The sequence below is a fragment of the Pseudomonas knackmussii B13 genome, assembly GCF_000689415.1.
In the GTDB taxonomy this organism is placed as follows: Bacteria; Pseudomonadota; Gammaproteobacteria; order Pseudomonadales; family Pseudomonadaceae; genus Pseudomonas; species Pseudomonas knackmussii.
The window spans coordinates 2569317-2588164 of record NZ_HG322950.1 but is presented as its reverse complement, the minus strand read 5'-3'; the positions used below and the strand labels follow the sequence as shown (position 1 = coordinate 2588164).

At 65.9% G+C, this 18848-nt stretch carries 24 protein-coding genes; 11 read left to right on the top strand and 13 right to left on the bottom strand.

Annotated elements, in window-relative coordinates:
* Positions 1 to 1176, top strand: a complete 1176-nt coding sequence (locus PKB_RS12270) for a GGDEF domain-containing protein (protein WP_043252092.1) — start codon at positions 1 to 3, stop codon at positions 1174 to 1176.
* Between the two features lie 12 nt (positions 1177 to 1188).
* Here the strand turns inward: PKB_RS12270 and PKB_RS12265 are convergent, their stop codons facing one another.
* On the bottom strand, positions 1189 to 1977 hold the full coding sequence (locus tag PKB_RS12265; protein WP_043252091.1) for an alpha/beta fold hydrolase: 789 nt from the start codon (positions 1975 to 1977) through the stop codon (positions 1189 to 1191).
* A 225-nt stretch (positions 1978 to 2202) separates the two neighbouring features.
* Here PKB_RS12265 and PKB_RS12260 point away from each other — a divergent pair, with 225 nt between their 5' ends.
* On the top strand, positions 2203 to 2664 hold the full coding sequence (locus PKB_RS12260; RefSeq protein WP_043252089.1) for a hemerythrin domain-containing protein: 462 nt from the start codon (positions 2203 to 2205) through the stop codon (positions 2662 to 2664).
* Positions 2665 to 2733: 69 nt separating this feature from the next.
* On the opposite strand, the gene PKB_RS12255 is transcribed toward PKB_RS12260, so the two are convergent.
* The 6 genes from PKB_RS12255 to ssuE all read right to left on the bottom strand — a co-directional run bounded on the left by PKB_RS12255 (position 2734) and on the right by ssuE (position 7621).
* The gene (locus PKB_RS12255; RefSeq protein ID WP_043252087.1) at positions 2734 to 2949 is read right to left on the bottom strand and encodes a TOBE domain-containing protein; all 216 of its coding nucleotides are present in this window, start codon (positions 2947 to 2949) and stop codon (positions 2734 to 2736) included.
* A 43-nt stretch (positions 2950 to 2992) separates the two neighbouring features.
* Positions 2993 to 3817 carry an aliphatic sulfonates ABC transporter ATP-binding protein gene (gene ssuB, locus PKB_RS12250; RefSeq protein ID WP_043252085.1) on the bottom strand — a complete coding sequence of 275 codons (825 nt, stop codon included), beginning with the start codon at positions 3815 to 3817 and terminating at the stop codon, positions 2993 to 2995.
* The gene (ssuC, locus tag PKB_RS12245) at positions 3814 to 4602 is read right to left on the bottom strand and encodes an aliphatic sulfonate ABC transporter permease SsuC (RefSeq protein ID WP_043252083.1); all 789 of its coding nucleotides are present in this window, start codon (positions 4600 to 4602) and stop codon (positions 3814 to 3816) included. The genes ssuB and ssuC overlap by 4 nt, the downstream gene beginning before the upstream one ends.
* A gap of 76 nt (positions 4603 to 4678) precedes the next feature.
* Positions 4679 to 5827, bottom strand: a complete 1149-nt coding sequence (ssuD, locus tag PKB_RS12240; protein WP_043252081.1) for an FMNH2-dependent alkanesulfonate monooxygenase — start codon at positions 5825 to 5827, stop codon at positions 4679 to 4681.
* Positions 5828 to 5979: 152 nt separating this feature from the next.
* Entirely contained in the window at positions 5980 to 6951 is a 972-nt protein-coding gene (locus PKB_RS12235) for a sulfonate ABC transporter substrate-binding protein (RefSeq protein ID WP_043252079.1), read from the bottom strand.
* 76 nt (positions 6952 to 7027) lie between these two features.
* Positions 7028 to 7621, bottom strand: a complete 594-nt coding sequence (gene ssuE, locus PKB_RS12230) for an NADPH-dependent FMN reductase (protein ID WP_043252076.1) — start codon at positions 7619 to 7621, stop codon at positions 7028 to 7030.
* Positions 7622 to 7908: 287 nt separating this feature from the next.
* Here ssuE and PKB_RS12225 point away from each other — a divergent pair, with 287 nt between their 5' ends.
* Positions 7909 to 8901 carry a sulfate ABC transporter substrate-binding protein gene (locus PKB_RS12225; protein ID WP_043252075.1) on the top strand — a complete coding sequence of 331 codons (993 nt, stop codon included), beginning with the start codon at positions 7909 to 7911 and terminating at the stop codon, positions 8899 to 8901.
* 51 nt (positions 8902 to 8952) lie between these two features.
* Here the strand turns inward: PKB_RS12225 and PKB_RS12220 are convergent, their stop codons facing one another.
* On the bottom strand, positions 8953 to 9432 hold the full coding sequence (locus tag PKB_RS12220; RefSeq protein ID WP_043252073.1) for a hypothetical protein: 480 nt from the start codon (positions 9430 to 9432) through the stop codon (positions 8953 to 8955).
* A gap of 13 nt (positions 9433 to 9445) precedes the next feature.
* A complete protein-coding gene (locus PKB_RS12215) occupies positions 9446 to 10054 on the bottom strand; it encodes a TetR/AcrR family transcriptional regulator (RefSeq protein WP_043252072.1) in 609 nt (202 codons plus the stop codon).
* Positions 10055 to 10537: 483 nt separating this feature from the next.
* Here PKB_RS12215 and PKB_RS29095 point away from each other — a divergent pair, with 483 nt between their 5' ends.
* Entirely contained in the window at positions 10538 to 10930 is a 393-nt protein-coding gene (locus PKB_RS29095; protein ID WP_084166619.1) for a polymorphic toxin type 44 domain-containing protein, read from the top strand.
* Complete coding sequence (locus PKB_RS12210) at positions 10908 to 11339, top strand: hypothetical protein (RefSeq protein ID WP_043252071.1); 432 nt, start codon at positions 10908 to 10910, stop codon at positions 11337 to 11339. The genes PKB_RS29095 and PKB_RS12210 overlap by 23 nt, the downstream gene beginning before the upstream one ends.
* A 103-nt stretch (positions 11340 to 11442) precedes the next feature.
* Here PKB_RS12210 and PKB_RS12205 read toward each other — a convergent pair whose 3' ends face one another.
* On the bottom strand, positions 11443 to 12024 hold the full coding sequence (locus PKB_RS12205; RefSeq protein ID WP_043252069.1) for an RBBP9/YdeN family alpha/beta hydrolase: 582 nt from the start codon (positions 12022 to 12024) through the stop codon (positions 11443 to 11445).
* 244 nt (positions 12025 to 12268) lie between these two features.
* Here PKB_RS12205 and oscA point away from each other — a divergent pair, with 244 nt between their 5' ends.
* The 5 genes from oscA to PKB_RS12180 all read left to right on the top strand — a co-directional run bounded on the left by oscA (position 12269) and on the right by PKB_RS12180 (position 16386).
* Complete coding sequence (oscA, locus tag PKB_RS12200; RefSeq protein ID WP_043252066.1) at positions 12269 to 12451, top strand: sulfur starvation response protein OscA; 183 nt, start codon at positions 12269 to 12271, stop codon at positions 12449 to 12451.
* Positions 12452 to 12574: 123 nt separating this feature from the next.
* Positions 12575 to 13573: a sulfate ABC transporter substrate-binding protein gene (locus tag PKB_RS12195; RefSeq protein WP_043252064.1), complete on the top strand. Its 999-nt coding sequence runs from the start codon at positions 12575 to 12577 to the stop codon at positions 13571 to 13573.
* A 117-nt stretch (positions 13574 to 13690) separates the two neighbouring features.
* Positions 13691 to 14509, top strand: coding sequence for a sulfate ABC transporter permease subunit CysT (cysT, locus tag PKB_RS12190; RefSeq protein ID WP_043252062.1), 819 nt, complete (start codon positions 13691 to 13693; stop codon positions 14507 to 14509).
* Positions 14510 to 14519: 10 nt separating this feature from the next.
* On the top strand, positions 14520 to 15392 hold the full coding sequence (gene cysW / locus PKB_RS12185; RefSeq protein WP_043252061.1) for a sulfate ABC transporter permease subunit CysW: 873 nt from the start codon (positions 14520 to 14522) through the stop codon (positions 15390 to 15392).
* Positions 15393 to 15402: 10 nt separating this feature from the next.
* Positions 15403 to 16386, top strand: a complete 984-nt coding sequence (locus tag PKB_RS12180; RefSeq protein WP_043252060.1) for a sulfate/molybdate ABC transporter ATP-binding protein — start codon at positions 15403 to 15405, stop codon at positions 16384 to 16386.
* Positions 16387 to 16405: 19 nt separating this feature from the next.
* Here the strand turns inward: PKB_RS12180 and PKB_RS12175 are convergent, their stop codons facing one another.
* The 3 genes from PKB_RS12175 to PKB_RS12165 all read right to left on the bottom strand — a co-directional run bounded on the left by PKB_RS12175 (position 16406) and on the right by PKB_RS12165 (position 17619).
* Entirely contained in the window at positions 16406 to 16792 is a 387-nt protein-coding gene (locus PKB_RS12175; RefSeq protein WP_043252059.1) for a DUF488 domain-containing protein, read from the bottom strand.
* Positions 16789 to 17241 (bottom strand): thioesterase family protein, encoded by a 453-nt coding sequence (locus PKB_RS12170; RefSeq protein ID WP_043252058.1) that lies wholly within the window; start codon positions 17239 to 17241, stop codon positions 16789 to 16791. The genes PKB_RS12175 and PKB_RS12170 overlap by 4 nt, the downstream gene beginning before the upstream one ends.
* A 69-nt stretch (positions 17242 to 17310) precedes the next feature.
* Positions 17311 to 17619 carry a putative quinol monooxygenase gene (locus PKB_RS12165; RefSeq protein WP_043252057.1) on the bottom strand — a complete coding sequence of 103 codons (309 nt, stop codon included), beginning with the start codon at positions 17617 to 17619 and terminating at the stop codon, positions 17311 to 17313.
* Between the two features lie 107 nt (positions 17620 to 17726).
* On the opposite strand from PKB_RS12165, the gene PKB_RS12160 reads away from it, so the two are divergent.
* Positions 17727 to 18686, top strand: coding sequence for a GlxA family transcriptional regulator (locus PKB_RS12160; protein ID WP_043252056.1), 960 nt, complete (start codon positions 17727 to 17729; stop codon positions 18684 to 18686).
* Positions 18687 to 18848 lie beyond the last annotated feature (162 nt).

Genomic DNA, 18848 nt, shown 5'->3' with positions numbered 1-18848 from the left:
ATGACCGTCCTTGAAACCCCTGCCCGCCCCCGTACCGGCCAGATCCCCGACGACCAGCGAGCGGCCTTCGCCGCCTACGTCCTGCAGCACTATCGCGGCTTCCTGCTGGCGATCAACTTCATCGCCATGGCGGCCTACGACTCCTACGTGTTCGCCGACGCGCTGCTGATCCCGGACATGGCGCTGACCTCCCTGCTGCTGCGCGGCGGGCTCAGCCTGGTCGGCCTGCTGAACATCTTCCTGGTGTTCCGCTACAGCCGCAGCGTGCTGCTGATGGACATGCTGATGCCGCTGCACGACATCGTCTCGACGGTGGCCTGGTTCGAGTTGCTCAAACGCAGCGCCTCGCCGGACGTGCCGACCTTCCTCTACGCCTCGGTGGTGTTCATCCTGCTCGGGAACCTGGGCGTGCGCTATTCGTTCCGCGGCATCCTGGCCTGCTCGCTGGTGATCTCGGCGATCATTCTCTACAACGTCTCGCTGATCCATGCCGGCGCCCCCAAGGCGCTGCTGGTATTCACCCTGGTCTACCTGCCGGTGGCGCTGTTCAGCCTGTTCATCAGCTGGACCAACATCCGCGGCGTGCGCCAGGCCTTCCTCGCCGATCTCGAAGGCAGCCGCCAGCGCAGCGAGCTGGCGGCGCTGAACCTGCGCCTGCAGGAACTGGCCGCCACCGACGCCCTGACCCAGGTCGGCAACCGCCGCGCCCTGGACCTGCAACTGGAGCAGAACTGGCGGCAGGCGCGGCAGAACGGCCGGCCGTTCGCCCTGCTGCTGGCCGACATCGACTATTTCAAGCCGTTCAACGATCACTACGGCCACCCGGCCGGCGACCAGTGCCTGTGCGAGGTCGCCAGTTGCATGGCCGATACCCTGCGCAACGGCCAGGCGCAGATTTTCCGCTACGGCGGCGAGGAGTTCGTGGTGATGCTGCAGGTCACCAGCCGCGAGGAGTTGCAGCGCATCGCCGAGCGCCTGCGCGAGCGCGTTTCCTCGCTGTCCATCGAGCACCTGTATCGACCGGACGCGCTGCGCCACCTGACCATCAGCCTGGGCGGCGCGCTCTCCTCCAGCGAAGGGCTACAGCAGCCGGCCGACCTGCTGGCCTGCTGCGACCACCTGCTCTACCGGGCCAAGCAACAAGGCCGTAACCAGACCTGCCTGGCGCCGGCCTGAGGCGCCGGCAACTCAGCCGCGCGCCGCGAGAAAGCGCGCCACCGCCGCCAGCACCGTTTCCGGCTGCTCGCGATGCGGCACGTGGTGAAGCTGCGGCAGGATCAGCATTTCGGCATCCGCTGCCAGCTCGGCAATCAGCTGCGGATGGCGCGACGAGCCGTACTCGTCCTCGCTGCCGTGCAGGACCAGCAACGGGCACTCCAGCTGCGGCGAACCTGCCGCCAGCGTCCAGGGCGCGAAGGCATCCGACAGCCAGGTCTCGGCCCAGGCCGCCAGCACCCAGGCCGCCTTGTCGCCGTGGTAACGGACGAGCCGATCCAGCTGCCCCGGCTTGGCAAATTCATTGCGCGCCTGGGCAATGCCGTCGCGCGTGCGCTGCTCGACGAAAGCCTGCGCCGACTCGGTAACGAGCGCCTGGCAACGCTGCGGGAAAAGCGCGGCGCAGTGCGCGGCCATGGCGCCGCCGACGCTGTGACCGAAGGCGATGAAGTCGTCGATGCCCAACTGCTCGCACAGCAGCGGGAAGAACTGCGCCGCCTCCTCGCCGATGAAGCGGGTCGACAGTAGGCCGGGATGTGCATCCGAGCGGCCGAAGCCCAGGCGGTCGTAGGCGATCACCGTGCGCCCGGTGGCGGCGGCGAGCCGTTCGGGAAAGTCGCGCCAGAGTTCGACGCATCCCAGGGAGTCGTGGAACAGCACGATGGGCGCCGCCACGGCATTCGCGCCTGGCCAGCGCCGGGCGAACAGGCGACCGCCGGGTGTGGCGATCCACTGGTCTTGCGGTCGAAGGCTGTCGGTCATGCGGGCTCCCCTGCGAATCGGCCACTCGGCGGCGCGGCCTGGCGATCCGCCGGCGAGGCCGAGGGCGGAACTATACTTGCATCAGCCCACTGAATGCGCAGGACGCGCCATCTTTCACAGGCGATTCGCATGTCCTTCGCATCGCTGGCATGGCCGCAAGCCCGGCACTCGAAGCCGCTATCGACGATACGGTGGGAGGTGCGAATCCACTCCCGAGGATCGATCATGAATCGCCTGCTGCGCGACCTGCACGAGTATCACCACGACGTCGGCATCCACATCAATCGAATCAAAGGCCTGCTCGGCGCCCTCAAGGATGCGTCCTGCACCGACGCCGACTGCAAGCAGCTGTTTCGCCAGCTCGATGCGCTGCACGGCGTCCCCGAGATGCTGCACCACGAGAACGAAGAGCTGATCCGCCGCGCCCTGCTGCGCACCGATGCGCCTATCCACCCGCGGGTGAAGGATATCGAGCGCGATCACCTGGCCTTCGAACGCATCGCCACGCAGCTGCGTGCATTGGAAGGCTCCGGCCACAGCCCACGGGAGATCGCGGCGATCGTCGAAGACTTCCTCGGCAAGTATTTCGACCACATGGATGGCGAGGAGAACATCTTCTTCCCGATGGCCGAAGAATGGCTGTCCGACGAGCAATGGGAAGAAGTCAGGCACCTCTGGCGATACTGAGGGCCGAAGCGAACACGCCCCGGAACGGCGAAACCCGTCCGGGGCGTGGCTTGCGATAACCGCTGCCGATCACAGCTTGGCGATGGACACTTCGGTCGACTTCACGAAGGCGATCACTTCGCTGCCTACCTGCAGTTCCAGCTCGCGTACCGAGCGAGTGGTGATCACCGAGGTGACCACGCCGGCGGCGGTTTGCACGTCGATTTCCGACAGTACGTCGCCGATCACGATTTCCTTGATGGTGCCCTTGAACTGGTTGCGGACGTTGATGGCTTTGATGGTCATGGCGTTTCTCCTTGGGGGAATGGGTCTTGCACGGATGAGGGCTTCAGAGCGCCCAGCGCAATTGCGTGGGCAGGGGGGATACGGGTTCCGGCTCGGGCGGCAGCGGCGGTAGCGACAGCACGCGGTCGAGCACTTCGGCCTCGAGCGCAGCCAGGCGCGCCGAGCCACGCGAACGCGGGCGCGGCAGGTCGACGGCCAGGTCCAGGCCGATCTCGCCGTCCTCGATGAGGATCACGCGGTCGGCCACGGCCACCGCCTCGGCGACATCGTGGGTCACCAGCAGCACGCTGAAACCGTGCTGTTGCCAGAGGCGTTCGATCAGTTGCTGCATCTCGATGCGGGTCAGCGCATCCAGCGCGCCCAGCGGCTCATCGAGCAGCAGCAGGCGCGGCCGGTGGATCAGCGCGCGAGCCAGGGCCACGCGCTGCTTCTGCCCGCCGGACAGGCTCGCCGGCCACTCGCCGGCGCGGTCGGCCAGGCCGACCGCCTGCAGCGCTTCCAGGGCCTGCGGGCGCCAGTCGCCCTTCAGGCCGAGGCCGACGTTGTCGATCACTCGTTTCCACGGCAGCAGGCGCGAGTCCTGGAACATCAGGCGGGTGCCTTCGCGGGCGTCTTCCAGCGGCGCAGCACCGACCAGCAGTTGGCCCTCGCTGGGCGCATCCAGGCCGGCCAGCAGGCGCAGCAAGGTGCTCTTGCCGCAGCCGCTGCGGCCGACGATGGCGACGAATTGCCCGGCAGGGATGCGCAGGTCGATGCCCTTGAGCACCTCGCGCTCACCGAAGCGCTTGACCACGCCTTCGAGCGCCAGCGGGATGCCCTGCTTGAGCTGTTGCGGCGTGTTCGGCGCCAGGTTGCTCAGCGCGTTCATGCCGCACCTCCCTTGTGCTGATAGGCCGGGTGCCAGCGCAGCCAGACGCGTTCCAGGCCGCGCGCGGCGAGGTCGGCGAGCTTGCCCAGGACCGCGTAGAGCAGGATCGCCAGGACCACCACGTCGGTCTGCAGGAACTCGCGGGCATTCATCGCCAGGTAGCCGATGCCGGAACCGGCGGAAATGGTCTCGGCGACTATCAAGGTCAACCACATGAAGCCCAGGGCGAAACGCACGCCGACCAGGATCGACGGCAGCGCGCCGGGCAGGATCACCTGGCGGAACAGCCCGAAGCCCGACAGCCCGTAGCTGCGCGCCATCTCCAGCAGGCCCGGGTCGATGTTGCGGATGCCGTGGTAGGTGTTGAGGTAGATCGGGAACAGGGTGCCGAGGGCAACCAGGAAGATCTTCGCCGACTCGTCGATGCCGAACCACAGGATCACCAGCGGGATCAGCGCCAGGTGCGGCACGTTGCGGATCATCTGCACCGAGCTGTCGAGGAGGCGCTCGCCCCACTTCGACAGGCCGGTGATGAGCCCCAGGCTCAGGCCGATGGAGCCGCCGATCAGGAAGCCGAGGGCCGCACGCCAGGTGCTGATCGCCAGGTGCTGCCAGAGCTCGCCGCTCTTCACCAGCTGATAGCCGGCCTCGAACACCGCGCTGGGCGCCGGCAGGATGCGCGTGGAGAGGAAGCCCCCTTCCACCGCCACCTGCCAGGCCAGCAGCAGCGCTACCGGCAAGGCCCAGGGCGCGAGGCGCCGGGCCAATCGATTGGAAACGCTCATTGCAACTCTCCGAATCCTTCGCAAGGCGGATAACCGTTCGCGGTTATCCGCCGCGCCCCAACGGGGGCCATCGTTTTCAGCTCGCCGCTGCCGCCTTGGGCAGGATGTCGTCGGCGATCATCTCGCCGAAGGGGCTGATGTAGCCGCGGCCCTCCGGCTGCGCCGGGCGGGCGACGTCGAGGTGCGGGAACAACAGCTCGGCGACCCGGTAGGACTCCTCCAGGTGCGGGTAGCCGGAGAAGATGAAGGTGTCGATGCCCAGGTCGGCGTACTCCTTGACCCGCGCGGCCACCGTCGGGCCATCGCCGACCAGTGCGGTGCCGGCGCCGCCGCGCACCAGGCCGACCCCGGCCCAGAGGTTCGGCGAGACTTCCAGGTTGTCCTTCTTGCCGCCGTGCAGGGCGGCCATGCGTTGTTGGCCCACGGAGTCGAAGCGCGCCAGGGAGGCCTGGGCGCGGTCGATGGTGTCCTGGTCGAGGTGGCTGATCAGGCGGTCGGCGGCCTTCCAGGCTTCCTCGTTGGTTTCGCGGACGATCACGTGCAGGCGGATGCCGAAGCGCACGCTGCGGCCCTGCCGAGCGGCCTTCTCGCGCACCTGGGCGATCTTCTCGGCCACCGCGGCCGGCGGCTCGCCCCAGGTCAGGTACAGCTCGACCTGCTCGGCGGCGAGGTCCTGGGCGGCCTCGGAAGAACCGCCGAAGTACAACGGCGGGCGCGGTTGCTGGATCGGCGGATAGAGCAGCTTGGCGCCCTTCACCTGGATGTGCTTGCCATCGTAGTCGACGGTCTCGCCTTCCAGCACGCGGCGCCAGATGCGGGTGAATTCGACGGAGGCCTCGTAGCGCTCCTCATGGCTCAGGTGCAGGCCGTCTCCGGCCAGCTCGTCCGGGTCGCCGCCGGTGACCAGGTTGAACAGCGCGCGGCCGTTGGATAGGCGGTCCAGGGTCGAGGCCTGGCGTGCGGCCACAGTCGGCGAAATGATCCCCGGACGCAGCGCGACCAGGAACTTCAGGCGCTGGGTAACCGGGATCAGCGAGGCGGCGACCAGCCAGGAGTCCTCGCAGGAGCGCCCGGTCGGGATCAGCACGCCGCCGAAGCCCAGGCGGTCGGCGGCCTGGGCGATCTGCTGCAGGTAGCCGTGGTCGACGGCGCGGGCGCCCTCGGCGGTGCCCAGGTAATGGCCGTCGCCGTGGGTGGGAAGGAACCAGAAGATATTGAGGCTCATCGCTTTAACTCCAGGTGAGCGCGCCGGCGTGGCGTAGCCGCGCGATGATTCGTTGTGTGCGTTTGGTGTCGTTGTCGCCGTAGGCGGATCTCATCCGCGAATCGCGCCGGGATCTCCGGCATTCGCGGACAAGGTCCGCTCCTACAGGGCGGTCATTGGGTGGTAGCGACCTTGGCACCGGCCGGCGGCGTCCAGATCACGTCCTTGATGCTCAGCGGCTTGGGAATCAGCTTCAGGCGGCTGAAGGTGTCGGCGATCTTCTGCTGCTTGGCCACCACCTCGGGGGTGATGAACTGCGCACCGAAGCCCTGGCGTTCGACTGCCTGGCGGGTGATCTCGGGCGATAGGCCGAGCAGCGGGGAAACCTGATCGGCGACCTGCTGCGGGTTCTGCTTCGACCACTCGCCGACCGAACGCACTTCGTCGATCAGCGTGGTCAGCACTTGCGGATGGTCCTTCGCGTAGGTACGCGTGGCGAGGTAGAACTGGTGGTTGTCCGCCAGGCCCTTGGCATCGACCAGGGTGCGCGCGTTGAGCTGCTTCTCGGCGGCCGACTGGTAGGGCTCCCAGATCACCCAGGCGTCCACCGAGCCTCGCTCGAAGGCGGCGCGGGCATCAGCCGGTGGCAGGTAGACCGGCTGGATGTCGCTGTACTTCAGGCCGTTCTGCTCCAGCGCGCGGACCAGCAGGTAGTGCACGTTGGAGCCCTTGTTCAGGGCGACCTTCTTGCCCTTGAGCTCGCTCACCGATTGGATGGGCGAATCCTTGGGCAGCAGGATGGCCTCGCTGGCCGGCGCCGCCGGCTCGTTGGCCACGTACACAAGGTCTGCACCGGCGGCCTGGGCGAACACCGGCGGGGTTTCACCGGTCACGCCGAAGTCGATGCTGCCGACGTTCAGCCCTTCGAGCAGCTGCGGGCCGCCGGGGAATTCGGTCCATTGCACCTGGATTCCCTGCTCGGCCAGGCGCTTCTCCAGCGTGCCGCGAGCCTTGAGCAGCACCAGGGTGCCGTACTTCTGGTAACCGATGCGCAGGGTATCGGCTTGTGCTTGCGAGATGGCGCCGTAGGAGATCGCCGCGGTAAGCAGGGCGAGCAGACTCCGGCGCAAAGTGTTGGCGCCCATGGCGACCTCCTTTGCTATTGAGTGTGTGCGTGCCTGCTGGCCCGTTGGCGGGCGAGTAAGGACGGATTTCGGTGGATCAGATACTCCAGCGGGCCTTCACCAGCCGGTCGTTCAATACGTGCGGATCGATCGATCCGGGGCGACGCGCCAGGGCGGCGAGCAGCTGCTCGACCGACTCGTCCAGGCGTTCGCGCAATTCGTCATCGATGCGCGCGGGCTGCGCGCCTTCGGCGTAGGCGATCTGCTTGTCGACGCCGAACACGCCGGGCAGGATTTCCTGCGCCTTGAGCGCACCCAGCACCGGTTTCAGCGCGTAGTCCACCGCCAACAGGTGCGCGGGGCTGCCGCCGCTGGCCAGGGGCAGGATCACCTTGTGCGCCAGGGCCCGTTCCGGGAGCAGGTCGAGCAGCACCTTGAGCGCGCCGGAGAAGGAAGCCTTGTACACCGGGGTAGCCACCACCAGGCCATCGGCGCTCGCCACCAGCTTCTGCAGGTGCCGCACCGCTTCGCTGGCGAAGTCCGCGTGGAGCAGGTCCTGCGCGGGGAAATCACGCAGGCGGATTACGCTCACTTCCAGTCGTTGCGCTTGCAGGCGCTGGGCGACATGGTCGAGCAGCAGCTCGGTGCGCGAACGCGACGCAGGGCTGCCGGAAAGGAGGACGACGTGCATGGCCGCTCCTCAGCGTTGCCGACGGCCGCGCCACAGGGGCTGCGGCGTATCGGCGTCGCTATGGGGATTGTGGAGCTGGCTCATGATTCCGTTCCTTGCGGGTCGTTGTGGGAGCCACTATGCGCAGAAACGAAAAGAATTAGAACGAATAAATAATTATTTTGTTAGATCATTAATGAATATTCAGGTTTTGCGTTTAATGCATAAGCACCCAACAAATGATTCTTTTATCGAATAAAGAGAAACGCCTATAGTCCGGCGTTGCTCAACCCCCAGAAGGATCTCCGATGAAACGCCTACTGCCCCTCGCCGCCCTCGCCAGCCTTGCCCTGGCCGGCAGCGTCCAGGCCGCGTCGCTGCTCAACGCCTCCTATGACGTGATGCGCGACTTCTACAAGGACTACAACGCCGCCTTCCTCAAGCACTGGCAGGCCGAAGGCGGCAAGCCGCTGACCCTCCAGATGTCCCACGGCGGCTCGAGCAAGCAGGCGCGCGCAGTGATCGACGGCCTGCCCGCCGACGTCATCACCATGAACATGGCCACCGACATCAACGCCCTCGCCGACAACGGCGGCCTGGTCCCGAAGGACTGGGCGACCCGCCTGCCGAACGACAGTGCACCCTTCACCTCGGCCACCGTGTTCATCGTCCGCAAGGGCAACCCCAAGGGCCTGCACGACTGGCCGGACCTGCTCAAGGACGGCGTGCAGGTCGTGGTGCCCAACCCGAAGACCTCGGGCAACGGCCGCTACACCTACCTCTCGGCCTGGGGCTACTCGCTCAAGCACGGCGGCGATGAAGCCAAGGCGAAGGAGTTCGTCGGCCAGCTGTTCAAGCACGTCCCGGTGCTGGACACCGGCGGCCGCGCCGCCACCACCACCTTCATGCAGAACCAGATCGGCGACGTGCTGGTGACCTTCGAGAACGAGGCCGAGATGATCGCCCGCGAATTCGGCCGTGGCGGCTTCGAGGTGATCTACCCGAGCGTCTCCGCCGAAGCCGAGCCGCCGGTAGCCGTAGTCGACAAGGTGGTCGACAAGAAAGGCACCCGCGCCGAAGCCGAGGCCTACCTGAAATACCTGTGGTCCGACGAAGGCCAGCGCATCGCCGCCGAGAACTACCTGCGCCCGCGCAACCCGCAGGTGCTCGCGCAGTACGCCGACCGCTTCCCGAAGGTGGACTTCTTCAACGTGAACCAGACCTTCGGCGACTGGCCGAGCATCCAGAAGACCCACTTCGCCGACGGCGGCGTGTTCGACCAGATCTACACCGCCCAGTGACGCCCTCGAGCCCGGCCCAGCGCCGGGCTCGATGTTTCTGCACTCGCACTTTTACGGGAAACGCACCACCGGCCCCGTCGGCGCACTGCCGGGCGGCACAAAGGCCGGCGCGGGTTCCCCCGCCGCCCCCATCGCCCGCGTGTACGCATAGATCGCCTTGAGGTCGGCTTCGCTCATCGAACGCAGGTTGAACCAGGGCATTGGCGGCCGCGGCTGCATGTTGCGCACCAGGTGCAGCCACTGCTCTTCGCTCAGGCCGGCCAGGCGCAGGCGCAGGTTGGTCGCGTAGGTCGTGCCCCAGGGGCCGGACCAGCCGAGGCGGTCGCCGGTGAGCCAGAGCTTCTCGTCGACCTGCCCCAGCGACGGAGCGTAGTTCGGCGTGTGGCAATCGTTGCAGCCGGCGATGCGCACCAGGTAGCGGCCACGCTGGACCGGATCGCTGGACTCGGTTGGCGCCGGGTCGGCCGCGAGGCCGGCGGAACAGGCGGCGAGCAACGCCGCCGCGCAGGATGCCTGGACGTGGGGTTTCATCAACTGCCCTCCTCTATCGGGATTGCGGATCGACCGCCCGGACCAGTGCGCGGATAGCCCAGCGCCTGACCCGGCGGGCCTCGGCATCGTCGAGTTGCAAGACATCCTTGAACACGATCATCGCCTCCGGCCCCATCACCAGGGCCAAGGCATGCCTGAGGTTCTTCAGCGCCGCCGGGGTGAAGCGCGCGGACAGCGGCTCCAGTGCGGCATCGATCAAGGGCGTGCGGCGGTTCTGCCGAACCGGCAGCACGGCATCGGACTCACCCCGCGCGCTCAGCTCCAGTGACTGCGCGAGCATCATGCGCAAGGCGACCTCGTTGGCCCGCGACATGGCATCCAGCGCATCGTCGACCCGCCGCAAGCGAGCCACCGCATCGCGACCGGAAACCCCGGCGAGCACCTGCTCGGCCTGGGGCGTATCCACATCGATGGAAGCCTCCAGGTAAAGCGTCTCGATCTTCGGGAAATAGCGATAGGCCGTGGCCCGCGAAACCATCGCCTGTGCCGCGACCTCCTCCAGGGTCGGCCGTCCGCCCTGGCTGAGCAACGTGGCCGCCGCCTGCAAGAGCGCCTGGCGGGTGCGCTGCTTCTGCTGTTGGCGCAGGTTCGACGGACTCATCGCCCCGCCTCCGGTTGCAACCCTTCGAGGTGCCCATGCTTGGATTCCGGGTAGATCAGCGCCATGCGCGGCTCCCTTGGCGAGTTTGAGTCCGGAGCGTTTCGTGAGACTAAAATCTCATAACGATATTTATTGATCACAAAACGAACAAACTCAAGCACCGATGGAAGCGTGGCGACGGATGGTGGATTGAGGCGCTGTCTTCTGGGTGATCCCCCTACGGAGCTGCGTCCCGCGTTTGCGGGGACGACGAGGGAGTGACGATCCCTGGCATCGAATGCTTACGACATTTCGTACAGCCTTATCTGAACTCACTGCAAAGCGCCTTACAGCTCCAGAGGCAACTATCTCCAGCTTTCAAAAAAGCGCACCGAATGAACTGCGATTCAACTCACGCCCCAAGCTCGATGCGCCATTTCATTGAGCTATCGCTCCGAGCAACTGGCCAGCGATACCACCCATTAATTCGCCAGGAGATAAACCATGGCAATAATGCCGCGCATGCCAGCTAACGGAATGAGCATTCTTTCCAGAAACTTGCACGAAGCCCGAAGAGATAGAGTTCCGAGAGGAATGGCACTTCCGCAGACTTACTATTGGTTTTATCAAAAGGTCAGAAATGGTGGCGAATGGGACTACAAACAACAGGACTCCTCGCTGGCCGATTTTGGAAATTTCAACTACGGGGCTACTGGGTATGTGGCAGGCATACCAGAAAACATACTTCTCATGGGTGCAGGCTTCGCGCAAGGACGGGCGGGAACATCAAAACCTGGCTGGGGAAATTGGTATGGCGAACCGCCCTATGGCGACGACCCAGATGATCAGACCTGGATAAAGCACGGAATTGAGTATGCAAAGCAATACGATTATTAAACTTCTACATCGAATCTTGACCCTCACGCTGCTGACAATAGTGATTGGATACTTGGCTTACCAAAAATACTATTACGCCGCACCGGACGATGACTTCTATTCGACACAGAAAATAAGCGAAAAAATCTGGCTCTATATCACAAAATATAAAGGCGGCGGCGCGACCGTTTCGGACGTTTACCGCTACTACCTTGACGGGGAACTAGGCAACACGCCCTTGAAGCATCTGGCAGAGCGCGAGCCTTTCCTCATTACCGATGTGGGGGACGCGCAAGTGACGGGGCAAGGCAACCAGGTCAACGTCACCGTGAATGGCCGCGTGTACTCCTTCACTAATTCTGCTGCGTTCTACGTGGGCGATGAAGCGGTCATGCCGGTGATCAACTTCGTAGCCAACAGAGTGCGCTAGTAGCCCTCCCCAACTTCGTCACCCACGCAGCAAATACCGGCTACGCAAAGAAGAACCGCCGTGCCCTTTCGAGCACGGCGGCTTTCATCGTGGACGTGGTCGATCACGCCCGCTTGCGCTCGTCCTGCTCGATGCGCCGCTGCAGGCGATAGAGGAAGGCGAAGCCCTGCTCCCACTGCTGGTGGCCGGATTTCACGTTGATGTGTCCGGCGCCGGGCAGGATTGCTGCCTGAGCCCCCCAGTCGGCGGCCAGCTCGATGGCGCGTGCGGCGCTGGCGGCGGGGTCGCTGTCCGAGCCGACCAGCTGGCTGGGGAATGGCAGCGCGTCCCGCGGGATGGGCGCGAAGCCCTGCAGCGGCGCCGGGCAGTTCGGCCGCTCGACGTCGGCCGGTGCCACCAGCAGCGCGCCGCGCACCTTGTTCAGCGAGGCCCAGGATGCCTGTGCGGCCCAGTGGGCCACCGTGATGCAGCCCAGGCTGTGCGCCACCAGGATCAGCGGCGAACGGCTGGCTGACACGTGCCGCTCCAGGGTTTCGACCCATTGCTGCAGGTCCGGGTTGACCCAGTCGGCCTGCTCCACCCGGCGGGCATTGGGCAGGCAACGCTGCCAATGGCTTTGCCAATGCTCGTCCGGCGAACCCTGCCAGCCCGGCAGGATCAGGTAGTGCGTGGATGTGCTGGCCATGGCTTGAAGCTCCCTGAAGGTAATGGGGCGCAGTCTAGGCAGGCGAACGAAAAGAGTTAAGGAATAAGAATTCATTTGCTTATTCCAATGATCTAGATCAGCTCCGCTTCATGGACAGGCCCTCAAATAGAACATAAAGGAATATATAAATGAATATTAAGTATTTTTAAGAATAATCACCCCTCTCTACTATCCGCTCCAAGCCCGCCCCGAAGCGCGGGTATCCGTCCAAGGAGCAAAGAACATGAGCGCCCCACTCAGAAGCCTCGAAGGCAAGGACGAAGCCGACGTCCTCCACGACATCCAGGCCGCCCTGCAGGGCCTGCGCTTCGGCTCGGTGGAAATCACCGTGCACAACGGCCAGGTCGTGCAGATCGAGCGCAAGGAAAAATTCCGCTTGCAGGCCCAGGCCCCCAAGCGCAGCTGACACCCCCAGCATCCCTACCAGACCACTGATGGGCATGACGACCCCGGCGCCGGCCAGCGAATCCCGCCTGACCGCGCAGTGAAAACAGAACAAACGCCAATAAGCATTTCCAGGAGCCGTACCATGTCCATCCGCCGTTTCGCCCTGGCCGCCCTCGCCAGTGCCCTGATCGCAGGCCCGGCAGCCGCTGCCACCCAACTGCTGAACGTTTCCTACGACCCGACCCGCGAGCTTTACCAGGCCTACAACGCCGCCTTCATCAAGCACTGGAAGGCCCAGGGCGGTGACGACCTCGCCGTGCAGCAATCCCACGGTGGCTCGGGCAAGCAGGCCCGCGCGGTCATCGACGGCCTGAAGGCTGACGTGGTGACCCTGGCCCTGGCCGGCGACATCGACGAGCTGAACAAGAACGGCAGCCTGCTGCCGGCCGACTGGCAGGCACGCCTGCCGAACAACAGCACCCCCTACACCTCGACCATCGTGTTCCTGGTGCGCAAGGGCAACCCCAAGGGCATCAAGGACTGGGCCGACCTGACCAAGAATGGCGTCGAGGTCATCACCCCGAACCCGAAGACCTCCGGCGGCGCCCGCTGGAACTTCCTGGCCGCCTGGGCCTGGGCGAAGAAGCAATACGGTAGCGACGAGAAGGCCGAGGCCTACGTGAAGGACCTGTACAAGCACGTCCCGGTGCTGGATACCGGCGCCCGCGGCTCGACCATCACCTTCGTCAACAACAACATCGGCGACGTGCTGCTGGCCTGGGAGAACGAAGCCTTCCTGGCGAAGAAGGAACAGGGCGGCGAGAACTTCGAGATCGTCGTGCCTTCCCTCTCCATCCTGGCCGAGCCGCCGGTGGCGGTGGTCGACAAGCTGGTCGACAAGAAGGGCACCCGCAAGGTCGCCGAGGAATACCTGAATTACCTGTACAGCGCCGAAGGCCAACGCATCGCCGCACAGAACTTCTACCGCCCGCGCGACGCCAAGGTGGCCGCCGAGTTCGCCAACCAGTTCCCGAAACTCGACCTGGTGACCATCGACAAGGAATTCGGCGGCTGGAAGGTCGCGCAGCCGAAGTTCTTCAACGACGGCGGCGTGTTCGACAAGATCTACGAGGCGCAGTGATGCGCCTCGCCCGGCCCCGGCCGGGCAGCAAACCTCGGCGGCCGGTGCACCGGCCGCCACGGTGAAAACCCCCGCCCCAGGGCGGGGGCTCAACGCGTTAACGAGTAAGGACAGACGATGTCACGACGCATCTCCCCGGTCATACCCGGCTTCGGGCTGACTCTGGGCTACACCCTGGTGTATCTCAGCCTTTTGGTGCTGATTCCCCTGGGTGCCTTGTTCCTCAAAACCACCCAGCTTTCCTGGGATCAGTTCTGGGCCGTCATCACCGCGCCCCGCGTGCTCGCCGCGCTCAAGCTGAGCTTCGGCACCGCGCTGATCGCCGCGCTGGTGAACGGCGTGATCGGCACGCTGCTGGCCTGGGTGCTGGTGCGCTACCGCTTCCCCGGTCGGAAGATCATCGACGCCATGATCGACCTGCCCTTCGCCCTGCCCACCGCCGTCGCCGGTATCGCCCTCACCGCGCTCTACGCCCCGGCCGGCGCGGTCGGCAAGCTGGCTGCCGAGTTCGGCCTGAAGATCGCCTACACCCCGCTGGGCATCACCCTGGCGCTGACCTTCGTGGTCCTGCCCTTCGTCGTGCGCACCCTGCAACCGGTGCTGGCAGACATCCCGCGCGAAGTCGAAGAGGCCGCCGCCTGCCTGGGCGCCAAGCCGCTCCAGGTGTTCCGTCACATCCTCGTGCCGGCGCTGCTGCCGGCCTGGCTGACCGGCTTCGCCCTGGCCTTCGCCCGCGGCGTCGGCGAGTACGGCTCGGTGATTTTCATCGCCGGCAACATGCCGATGAAGACCGAGATCCTGCCGCTGCTGATCATGGTCAAGCTGGACCAGTACGACTACACCGGCGCCACCGCCATCGGCGTGCTGATGCTGGTCGTGGCCTTCGTCCTGCTGCTGCTGATCAACCTGCTGCAACGCCGTATCGAGACCCCGTGAGGAGCGCGCCATGACATCCGCATCGCTTTCCGCCGCGCAAGCGGCGAACGCTGCCCGCCGCGGCAACCTCTGGGGCCGCCGGGCGCTCATCGGCCTGGCCTGGCTGGCCTTCACCCTGTTCCTGCTGCTGCCGCTGCTGGTCGTGCTGAGCGAGGCACTGAAGCAGGGCCTGGGCGTCTTCGTCGAGTCCATCCTCGAACCCGACGCCATCGCCGCGCTCAAGCTGACGCTGCTCGCCGTGGGCATCTCGGTGCCGCTGAACCTGGTGTTCGGCGTGGCCGCCGCCTGGTGCGTGAGCAAGTTCGAGTTCCCCGGCAAGAGCCTGCTGGTGACCCTGATCGACCTGCCGTTCTCGGTCTCGCCGGTGATCGCCGGCCTGATCTACGTGCTGCTGTTCGGCGCCCAGGGCTACTTCGGCAAATGGCTCAGCGACCACGACATCCAGATCGTCTTCGCCGTGCCCGGCATCGTCCTTGCGACCATCTTCGTCACCTTCCCCTTCGTCGCCCGCGAACTGATCCCGCTGATGCAGGAACAGGGCACCCAGGAGGAAGAGGCTGCGCGCCTGCTCGGCGCCAACGGCTGGCAGATGTTCTGGCACGTGACCCTGCCGAACATCAAATGGGGCCTGATCTACGGCGTGGTGCTGTGCACCGCGCGGGCGATGGGCGAGTTCGGCGCGGTGTCGGTGGTTTCCGGGCACATCCGCGGCGTCACCAACACCCTGCCGCTGCATGTCGAGATCCTCTACAACGAGTACAACCATGTCGCCGCTTTCAGCGTCGCCACCCTCCTCCTGCTGATGGCGCTGGTCATCCTGCTGCTCAAGCAGTGGAGCGAGTCGCGTCTGTCCCGCCTGAAAGTCAAAGCTGACGAAGAGTGAGAGCCACACCATGAGCATCGAAATCCGTAACGTCAGCAAGCATTTCAACGCCTTCAAGGCGCTCGACGAAATCAACCTGGACATCCACAGCGGCGAGCTGGTGGCCCTGCTCGGCCCGTCCGGCTGCGGCAAGACCACCCTGCTGCGGATCATCGCCGGGCTGGAAACCCCGGACGCCGGCAACATCGTGTTCCACGGCGAGGACGTATCGAAGCACGACGTGCGCGACCGCAACGTCGGCTTCGTGTTCCAGCACTACGCGCTGTTCCGCCACATGACGGTGTTCGACAACGTCGCCTTCGGCCTGCGCATGAAACCGAAGAAAGAGCGCCCGAGCGAATCCCGGATCGCCGAGAAGGTCCACGAACTGCTCAACATGGTGCAGCTGGACTGGCTCGCCGACCGCTACCCCGAACAGCTTTCCGGCGGCCAGCGCCAGCGTATCGCCCTGGCCCGCGCGCTGGCGGTGGAACCGAAGATCCTGCTGCTCGACGAGCCTTTCGGCGCCCTCGACGCCAAGGTGCGCAAGGAGCTGCGCCGCTGGCTGGCGCGCCTGCACGAGGAGATCAACCTGACCTCGGTATTCGTCACCCACGACCAGGAAGAAGCCATGGAAGTGGCCGACCGCATCGTGGTGATGAACAAGGGCGTGATCGAGCAGATCGGCTCGCCCGGCGAGGTCTATGCCAACCCGGCCAGCGACTTCGTCTACCACTTCCTGGGTGACGCCAACCGCCTGCACCTGGGCGACGACGAGCATGTGCTCTTCCGTCCCCACGAGATCGAGCTGTTCCGCAGCCCCGAAGCCGGCCTGACGGGCGGTGAAGTGCGCGACATCCGCCCGCTGGGCGCCACCACCCGGATCACCCTGCGGGTGCCCGGCCAGGACGCGCACATCGAAGCCGAAGTGACCGCCGAGCACGCCAGCCTCGCCGGCCTGGCGCGTGGCGACCAGCTGTACTTCCGCCCGCGCAACCAGCGCGCGCCCAGCTGAACCAAACGGCGCCGGCCGCTCAAGCGAGGCTGGCGCCTCGCTCCTGCAGCAACTCTCGCAATACCGAGCGGTGGCAGCGCCGCTCTTCCTCGCAATAGCACCCCAGCGCCATGTCCGAGTCATGCGACAACAGCGCCAGCAAGTCGAGCAGTTGGCTGGCCGCAGGCTCCGCCATTTCGCGACGGAAGCGCTTGGTGAAACGCCCCCACTCCTCCTCCGATTCCACCGCCCTGCCCTCGGCCATCAACTCGGCGCTGGGCGCCAGAGCCGGTAGCCAGGTGTCGTAGAAATCGCGGCTGGCAAATTCGGCCTTGGGCACGCCGCGCGGTGGACGACGCACGGTGCCCAGGCGCGGCCCTTCGCCCGGTGAGCGCGGCGACCCCAGGCGCAGGATGTGGATGCTCATGAATCCCCCTTCAGGCTCGACGGCAGCACTTCGCAATCGACGCCCTCGGCCAGCGTGCGCAGGGCTGCCAGCAAGGCCGGCGGCGGCGCGGTCAGGCGACGCTCGGCGAGGTTGAGCCAGCCCACGCTGGAGACCACCCGCGCCACCGTCTTGCCATCCGCACGCAGGAACTCGTTGCGCATGCGCATGCGGCTGCCGTCTTCCGCCAGCCCGATGATTTCCAGGCGGACGACCAGCCGGTCCAGCAGGTGGGTCTCGCGGAAGTACTCGATCTCGTCCTTCATGACCACCGGCCCCAGGCGCAGGCGGGCGAACTCGCTCATGGGGAAGCCGTGTTCGGCGAAGAACAGCATGCGTACGTCGGCGGACTTGTCCAGGTACGCGGTGTTGCGCATGTGCGCGTTGAAATCCATGTCGCCCCAGCCGGCCATCAGCTCTTGTTGGTACATGGCGATCCTCCTCGTTCGGGGTTGATTGAAAGGGCCGCGGACCTCGCTCCGCGGCCTTGTCGCGGCGGCTCAGCAGACGCCGGTGTTCTTCAGGCCGAGCACCTCGATGGGCTCGATGCTCGGCGCACCGACCAGCAGCTCCGGGGCCTTGGCCATCAGCGCGGCGGCGATCGGGCCGTTCAGGTGGGCCTGGCGGCCTTCTTCGTCGGCGAAGGCATCGAACACGCCGAAGGTACTCGGCCCCAGGCGCAGGGCGAACCAGATCGGCGTGCGTTCTTCCTGGTTGGCCAGCGCCAGGCCGGTTTCCAGCAGCGCGGCGACATCGGCTTCCTTGCCGGGCTTGGCTTCCAGGCGGGCGAACAGGGCGAGCTTGATCATGAGTGTGTCTCCGGTTGGGCGATCCCGAATGGGAACCCGACCACTGTACGGCCGCCGGCTAGCGTGATCCTATTGGCAAGATTGACAACTTCGATAGGGATCTTGCCATGAAGCTGCACCTCCTCGCCCTCGACGGCGTCTTCGATACCGGCCTTTCCGTGCTGCTCGATGCCTTCACCACGGCCAACGAACTGGCCGCCATGCAGGGGCTGGAATCGCTGCGTTTCGACGTCACCCTGGTCGGTGTGCGCAAGCGCGTGCGCAGCGCCCAGGGCTTCACCGTTCCGGTATGCGCAGCGCCGGCCGACGCGCGCCCCGACTGGGTGGTGGTGCCGGCCATCGGCTACAAGATGCCCGACGCCCTGCAGCAAGCCCTGCAACGGCCCGATGTGCGCGACGCGGGAACCCTGCTGCGCGCCAGTGCCGCACAAGGCGCGAACGTCGCCGCCGCCTGCATCGGCACCTTCGTGCTGGCCGAATCGGGCCTGCTCGACCATCGACCGGCCACCACCACCTGGTGGCTGGCGCCGCTGTTCCGCCAGCGTTACCCACGGGTGCAGCTGGACGAATCGCGCATGCTGGTTAGCAGCGAAGGCTTGGTCACCGCCGGCGCCGCCCTCAGCCACATGGACCTGGCGCTCTGGCTGATTCGCCAGGAAAGCCCGGCGCTGGCGGCGCTGGTGGCCAACTACCTGGTGGTCGACTCGCGCCCCGCGCAATCGGCCTACGTGCTGAGCGATCACCTGGCCCACGCCGATCCGCTGGTCGCGCGTTTCGAGCAATGGGCGCGGCACAACCTCGCGCAGGGCTTCTCCCTCGATGACGCCGCGGCGGCGCTGGCGACCAGCAAGCGCACCCTCGCCCGGCGCCTGCACGACTGCCTGGGCAAGACGCCGCTGTCGTACTTCCAGGACCTGCGCGTGGAGCGCGCCGTGCACCTGCTGAAGACCGGCGACGGCAATATCGAGCAGGTCGCCACCCAGGTCGGCTACGCCGATGGCGTCACCCTGCGCACGCTGCTGCGCCGGCGCCTGGGGCGCAGCGTGCGGGAGATTCGCCTGGGCTGAAGCCACCCATTCCCAGCCCTCCCCCGGACTATTCGACGAGCGGACCGCCGCCAGCGCGAATGCCGGACCAGCGGCCATCAGAACCGCCCCCGAAGCCTGTCAACCCACCCGGGGGGGGGGAGGCCCGTGCGGTTCTTTGGCTCGGGGGAAGGATGGAAAAGG

Excerpts from the sequence above, each read along its gene's own strand:
- PKB_RS12220 (WP_043252073.1), bottom strand. The coding sequence starts at position 9,432 with ATGAAACCCCACGTCCAGGCATCCTGCGCGGCGGCGTTGCTCGCCGCC.
- PKB_RS29095 (WP_084166619.1), top strand. The coding sequence starts at position 10,538 with ATGGCAATAATGCCGCGCATGCCAGCTAACGGAATGAGCATTCTTTCC.
- cysT (WP_043252062.1), top strand. The coding sequence starts at position 13,691 with ATGTCACGACGCATCTCCCCGGTCATACCCGGCTTCGGGCTGACTCTG.
- PKB_RS12195 (WP_043252064.1), top strand. The coding sequence starts at position 12,575 with ATGTCCATCCGCCGTTTCGCCCTGGCCGCCCTCGCCAGTGCCCTGATC.
- PKB_RS12175 (WP_043252059.1), bottom strand. The coding sequence starts at position 16,792 with ATGAGCATCCACATCCTGCGCCTGGGGTCGCCGCGCTCACCGGGCGAA.
- ssuE (WP_043252076.1), bottom strand. The coding sequence starts at position 7,621 with ATGCACGTCGTCCTCCTTTCCGGCAGCCCTGCGTCGCGTTCGCGCACC.
- PKB_RS12210 (WP_043252071.1), top strand. The coding sequence starts at position 10,908 with ATGCAAAGCAATACGATTATTAAACTTCTACATCGAATCTTGACCCTC.
- PKB_RS12265 (WP_043252091.1), bottom strand. The coding sequence starts at position 1,977 with ATGACCGACAGCCTTCGACCGCAAGACCAGTGGATCGCCACACCCGGC.
- PKB_RS12225 (WP_043252075.1), top strand. The coding sequence starts at position 7,909 with ATGAAACGCCTACTGCCCCTCGCCGCCCTCGCCAGCCTTGCCCTGGCC.
- cysW (WP_043252061.1), top strand. The coding sequence starts at position 14,520 with ATGACATCCGCATCGCTTTCCGCCGCGCAAGCGGCGAACGCTGCCCGC.
- PKB_RS12215 (WP_043252072.1), bottom strand. The coding sequence starts at position 10,054 with ATGAGTCCGTCGAACCTGCGCCAACAGCAGAAGCAGCGCACCCGCCAG.
- PKB_RS12180 (WP_043252060.1), top strand. The coding sequence starts at position 15,403 with ATGAGCATCGAAATCCGTAACGTCAGCAAGCATTTCAACGCCTTCAAG.
- PKB_RS12205 (WP_043252069.1), bottom strand. The coding sequence starts at position 12,024 with ATGGCCAGCACATCCACGCACTACCTGATCCTGCCGGGCTGGCAGGGT.
- PKB_RS12255 (WP_043252087.1), bottom strand. The coding sequence starts at position 2,949 with ATGACCATCAAAGCCATCAACGTCCGCAACCAGTTCAAGGGCACCATC.
- PKB_RS12160 (WP_043252056.1), top strand. The coding sequence starts at position 17,727 with ATGAAGCTGCACCTCCTCGCCCTCGACGGCGTCTTCGATACCGGCCTT.
- oscA (WP_043252066.1), top strand. The coding sequence starts at position 12,269 with ATGAGCGCCCCACTCAGAAGCCTCGAAGGCAAGGACGAAGCCGACGTC.
- ssuC (WP_043252083.1), bottom strand. The coding sequence starts at position 4,602 with ATGAGCGTTTCCAATCGATTGGCCCGGCGCCTCGCGCCCTGGGCCTTG.
- PKB_RS12235 (WP_043252079.1), bottom strand. The coding sequence starts at position 6,951 with ATGGGCGCCAACACTTTGCGCCGGAGTCTGCTCGCCCTGCTTACCGCG.
- ssuD (WP_043252081.1), bottom strand. The coding sequence starts at position 5,827 with ATGAGCCTCAATATCTTCTGGTTCCTTCCCACCCACGGCGACGGCCAT.
- PKB_RS12170 (WP_043252058.1), bottom strand. The coding sequence starts at position 17,241 with ATGTACCAACAAGAGCTGATGGCCGGCTGGGGCGACATGGATTTCAAC.
- PKB_RS12270 (WP_043252092.1), top strand. The coding sequence starts at position 1 with ATGACCGTCCTTGAAACCCCTGCCCGCCCCCGTACCGGCCAGATCCCC.
- ssuB (WP_043252085.1), bottom strand. The coding sequence starts at position 3,817 with ATGAACGCGCTGAGCAACCTGGCGCCGAACACGCCGCAACAGCTCAAG.
- PKB_RS12260 (WP_043252089.1), top strand. The coding sequence starts at position 2,203 with ATGAATCGCCTGCTGCGCGACCTGCACGAGTATCACCACGACGTCGGC.
- PKB_RS12165 (WP_043252057.1), bottom strand. The coding sequence starts at position 17,619 with ATGATCAAGCTCGCCCTGTTCGCCCGCCTGGAAGCCAAGCCCGGCAAG.